This is a genomic window from Verrucomicrobiota bacterium (assembly GCA_016871535.1).
In the GTDB taxonomy this organism is placed as follows: Bacteria; Verrucomicrobiota; Verrucomicrobiia; order Limisphaerales; family SIBE01; genus VHCZ01.
This window is the reverse complement of sequence record VHCZ01000354.1, coordinates 1-5272: the sequence shown is the minus strand read 5'-3', so window position 1 is coordinate 5272 and position 5272 is coordinate 1. Positions and strand designations below refer to the sequence as shown.

3 protein-coding genes and 1 pseudogene are annotated in these 5272 nt (G+C 60.5%); all 4 read left to right on the top strand.

From position 1 onward, the window contains the following. Positions 1 to 249 precede the first annotated feature (249 nt). The 4 genes and pseudogenes from FJ398_25840 to FJ398_25825 all read left to right on the top strand — a co-directional run bounded on the left by FJ398_25840 (position 250) and on the right by FJ398_25825 (position 4350). Positions 250 to 2010 (top strand): peptide transporter, encoded by a 1761-nt coding sequence (locus FJ398_25840; protein ID MBM3841312.1) that lies wholly within the window; start codon positions 250 to 252, stop codon positions 2008 to 2010. A 104-nt stretch (positions 2011 to 2114) separates the two neighbouring features. Continuing rightward, complete coding sequence (locus tag FJ398_25835) at positions 2115 to 2423, top strand: hypothetical protein (protein ID MBM3841311.1); 309 nt, start codon at positions 2115 to 2117, stop codon at positions 2421 to 2423. A 97-nt stretch (positions 2424 to 2520) separates the two neighbouring features. Next, positions 2521 to 2607, top strand: a pseudogene (locus FJ398_25830) (transcriptional regulator). A 312-nt stretch (positions 2608 to 2919) separates the two neighbouring features. Then, a complete protein-coding gene (locus FJ398_25825) occupies positions 2920 to 4350 on the top strand; it encodes an aldehyde dehydrogenase (protein ID MBM3841310.1) in 1431 nt (476 codons plus the stop codon). Positions 4351 to 5272 lie beyond the last annotated feature (922 nt).

Below are 5272 nucleotides of genomic sequence, written 5' to 3'. Positions count from 1 at the left end.
TTTTTCGCCAGACTTCGTTGCTTGCTCCTTACAGATCCACTTCGGGATATGCTCGTCGCTCGCGCCTCGTCTGGCCGAAAAATCCCTTGCCGCGAACGTGAGCGTATTTATGAAATGGACCACTTAGGGTTACCACTGCCTGGATATTTCGTGGCTTTGATTCGATTCATCCGCTACAAAACACCCTAGCACCTGACGATGACCTTGCGCGAAAGATCACCTTCCACCTTTCATCGTCTGCTCCCTCCCATCGGCTCACGAGCGTACTACGTCCTGCTCGGCGCGGTCGCGATTTTCATTTTGGGACCGCTCGGTGGCATCTCCGCTGCGTTCATGAATTTTTCGCTGGGCTTCTTCGTGGGCGGACAAGTCCTGGCGGGGATTCTAGGCAGCGCGGTCACCTACGGCTACGGCGCGGAGGGCAAGCACGGCGCCAATTACATGCAGACCATGGCCGCGTCGGTCGCGCAGATGGCCGCGATGGGCGTGGTGCTGCAAGCCATGATCTGGCTGGGCCTGCCGGAGCCGCCGGTGTGGAAGATGGTTTTGTATTTCATTTGCATCGGCATGTTCAGCATCGGCGTCGGCATGCTCTACACGCCGATCCTCGTGGACCGGATGCAACTGACGTATCCCTCCGGCTTCGCCGTCGCGAATATTTTGCGGGCGTTGACTGACAAGAATCTGCTCACGCAATCCATCCGCAAACTCGGCGGCGGAACCTTGACCGGTTTTCTGGGCGGGTTGGCGACGTTGAAAATCGCCGCCATCGAAGGACTCGGCATTTCGACCTCCACCATTGGCGCGGGCATGATTGTCGGCGCGCGGATCGCCATTCCGGCTTTTGTAGTCGGCTTGATCGGCTACAGCCTCACGCCCTGGCTGCGGACGCTCGGCTGGCTGGAGGAAAAGGATCCGTTTCGGAAGATCGGTTTCATCCTGGCGCTGGGCACGATTCTCGGGGCCGCCATCGTCGATTTGGCTGTCATCGCGTATCAAGCGTTCCAACGTTTGACGCAAAAGCGGCCGGAGATTCCGGAGACAGCTCCGGACTGGAAGCGGATCAACACCGTGCGGCTGGTTGGGTGGGTTGGCGTTTGGGGCGTCGCGCTGGTTCTGGTCGCCAGCAATATCCTGAACCAACCGTTGCTATTCGTCGCGTTCGCGGTGGGTTTGATTTTCATTTTCGTGCTCATCAACGGCATCTCGACGGGTATCTCGGACTGGAACCCCATTTCCAGCGCGTTCGTCGTTTCGGTCATTCTGATGACCGTCGTGGGCCTGCGCGATCCGGGCGTGGGCCTGATGTGCGCGTCCATCCTGCTTGCGGGGTGCGGGGTCGGCGTCGATATGCAGCAGGACCGTTCGACGGGCTGGCGGCTGGGGTCGAACCGGCTGATCCAATTTCGCTACCAGGCGATCGGCATTTTCATGGGGGCGCTCCTGGCGGTGGGCCTGGCCAAGGTTTTCTTGAGCGCCTACCCGGTCCTGCGAATCGACACGTTCAGCAATCCGACGGCCGAGGGCGCGCAGCAGTGGCAATCCGCGATGACCTACAAGCTCGTCGGTGTTCTCAAAGGACTCACCAACCCGCAACCGCACATCATCAAAGCGCTTCTCATCGGCATGGGCATCGGCTTGGTCATCGAGCTTCTGCGAAAGGTGATCAAGAGCAGTGCCAGGTACAAAACGTTCGTTCGGTCAGGCAAGACAGGCGCTGTCACGGACTTTGCTTTGGATGCGGTGGTCTTGCCCAGCCCGTATGCATCGTCGTTCGGAGGCTTCGTGAATTTGATCACGACGGTGTGGTGGATGTTGGGAGGGATCGTCAGCTCGCTTCTGGAAGAGTTCTTGAAACGCCGCCGGGCGGACAGGCAGTCCGAACAATCCAGGATCGAGCTTCCCGCCGACATGAGCACGACCTCGCTGATCGGCGGCGGATTGATTGCAGGCGACTCGCTGGCGGCGTTAAGCGTCGGCGTGATCGGTTTGCTGCGCGCGCTGCTTTAACGAGCTTCTTGGCCGTAAATGATCCCGTCAGCACCGAGCCGCCGGATTTGTTGACAGACCTCTATGTGCCGCTGCAGGCGAAACCGGCGCTAGTTTGAACAGAGATGGCAGCCCTCTATGAAACCCCAGAAAAGATCGATCTCTACAAACTCCACAAAGACGAATACGCCGCGACGCGAAAGCCCGCGATCGTCAATCTCAAGCCGGCCACTTACTGTGCAGACCGTGGGATTGACGACAGATCGACCGGAGAACCGCAGCGCAGATTTCCAATCGGCAGGGCGCCGGCAAGTCCCAGCGTGCTCGGACTGGGAGACGCCCCGCAGAATACAATTCTGCGATACGGCAGAGTGCAACTCTGCGCTACGAGCTTTGTCGTCCATCCCGCGGACCAAGCAGTACCTGGCGATTGATGGCCAGGGCGAACCGGGCGGGGCAGCCTTCACGGACAAAATCGGCGCGCTCTGCGGCGTGGCCTTCACGGTGAATGGCCTTCGATTTCGTGGGCGCCATCACGAGATTTACCTCTCGGATCCAAGGCGAGTTCCGGCCGAACGGTTGAAGACGATTTTGCGGCATCCGATCGAGAGAAGCTAAACCGGTGAAGGCGCGGCCATTGGGGAGCACACGCGCCCTCGCGTGTCCCGACCGGCGCCTCGCCGGTCGGAACGTCGTTGAAATCGGTCAATATGAACAGCTCGACGGTACGGTGCGATGGTATGTGGTCGGCGAGGGCGCCGACCACAGCACGTGAGGGCGCGTGCGCTCCCCATCGCGAACTCTGCACTGCGGTGCGGTCTCGCAGTTCGGGACATGCGTCCGCTCTTCAACCCAGCCCTTCGCAGCCAGAAATTCTTCCTGGCAGATTCAGGCGCATCGGTCGAGAATCTTCGGCGCATGACAAGCACGCTGAAGTTCCCCACCGAATTGTTCGTTGACGGAAGCTATCGAACTTCGTCGTCCGGCCACTACACCACGCTCGTGAACCCGGCCAACGAAGAAGCGTTCGCAGAAATCGCCGCGGCAGATATCATCGACGTCAACGCCGCGGTGGAGTCCGCCCAGCGCGCCTGGGAAACCGGCTGGCGCGACCTGGCGCCTGGCAAGCGCGAAGCGGCCTTGCACGACGTGGCCCGCAAGCTCCGCGATCACCTGGAAGAGATCGCGCAACTCGAAACTCTCCACATCGGGAAGCCAATCAGCGACGCGCGGGACGAAGCGGCCCTGGGCGCGCGCGTGTTCGAGTATTACGCGGGCGCCGTGACAAAGTTCGGCGGGCAAACGATTCCCGTCGGACGCGGCGGTTTTGATTTTACCTTGCGTCAGCCCATGGGCGTCGTCGCGTGCATTGTGCCGTGGAATTTTCCTTTTCCGATCGCTTGCTGGAAGGCCGCGCCCGCGCTGGCAGCGGGGAATTGCGTTGTGCTCAAGCCGGCTTCGCTTTCGCCGCTCACAGCGCTCAAACTGGGTGAGCTGGCACACGCCGCGGGCTTGCCGCCAGGTGTGCTGCAAGTTCTGTCCGGCAGCGGTTCGGCCATGGGCGACGCGCTCGTGACGCATCCGCTCGTGCGCAAGATCTCCTTCACCGGTTCGACGGAGATTGGGCGCCGGATCATGGAGCTGGCTTCGCGCGACATCAAACGCGTCTCGCTCGAACTGGGCGGCAAATCGCCGAACATTGTGTTCGCCGATGCCGACTGGCAGCGCGCGGCAGAGACTTCGCCGATGAGTGTCTTTGCGAACACGGGCCAGGACTGTTGCGCCCGCAGCCGCATGTTCGTCGAACGAAAGATTTACGAGCCGTTCGTGGAGCGCTTCGTGGCGGCGACCAGGCAGCTCATGGTCGGTGATCCGACGCGGCCTGAGACTCAGCTTGGCCCCCTGGTCTCAGCGGGCCAGCGAGAAACGGTGGAAGAGTATCTGGCGGATGCCCGCAAACGCGGGAGCAAGTTCGCTTGCGGCGGCGCGCGGCCGCATCCCAAGGGCTATTATCTCGAACCAACGGTGTTGCTTGACGTGAACAAGGAAGACCGCTGTTGGCGTGAGGAGATTTTCGGCCCGGTCGTGTGCCTGACGCCGTTCGACGACGAGGCGCAGATGATTCGCGACGTGAACGCCTCGCCCTACGGCCTGAGCGGATCACTTTGGACGAACGACTTGCGGCGCGCGATCCGCGTGGCGAAGGCGGTCGAGAGCGGTGTGCTCAGCGTCAATTGCCACAATAGCGTCCATACCGAAGCCCCGTTCGGCGGCTTCAAACAGAGCGGCCTCGGCCGCGACCTCGGCATGGCGGCGATGGAGGGTTACACGGAGGTGAAGAATGTTTATGTGGCGGAGTAGGCGGGCGTAATGCGTAAGGCCTGGAGCGTGAAACGGAGGGCGTGATCCGTAATTCGTGATGCCGAGCATGTCAAGATGTCAAAAGGTGGGTGTCAAGGCTGGCGACGCTTGACGCTCGATGAGATTTGAGCGAGAAGCGCAATGTGAGTCCTTTCTTTGAGGTTTGTAGTTTTGAATTGGTTGTGCATTTCTGCGGCACACTCGTGCCGCAATTTCACGTTGAATTCATAAGGACATTTCCACCTCGCGCCTGTGATTAACTGAAAGACGCCGGAGCTTACCCCCCAAAAAATCTCTGGTTTCACCCCCCATACGTCCCGACAACTTTCTTGCCTACTTCACGCGCATCCTCCTTGGGGTGAAGAATTCTGGGCATTCGGCCTAATGGAAACAACGGTTGGGCCCACAAAACACACCAAGGCACGAAAGGAGAATGAACCGCACCTGGAGACACATCACTACAGTAGCCCGTCTGAGAATTGCGTGGGGTTCTGCGGCGAGGTCTTTTGGCGGTGGCTAAGAGCGTGTCCGAAAATTGCGCGGGGTCCTGCGGCGAGGGATTTTGGCTGTGGCCAAGGCGGCGAGGTCCGAGCATCCCCAACGCGGGCTGTAAGGACCGAGCCAACGCAGGCCACGGACAAAAGACCCGCCGCCCGGAGGGTTTTCGCGCCAAAGGCCGCCTGGCTTTGTTGCTCCTCAGTCGAAGATCCAGGGAGGATATTCTCCTTCGTCGCGCCTCGCCATCCGGCCTTTGGCGCGAAAACAGGGCCCCGCGGAATTTTCGGACACGCTCTAAGTGGTCCGTTTCGTAAATACGCTCACGTTCGTTGCGCCCAATTTGGCCTGGGGCAAGGCGCGACGAGCGAGCATCCCCCGCCAGTGGGGCTGTGACCGAGGAGCAACGCAGCCCCAGGCAAAATTC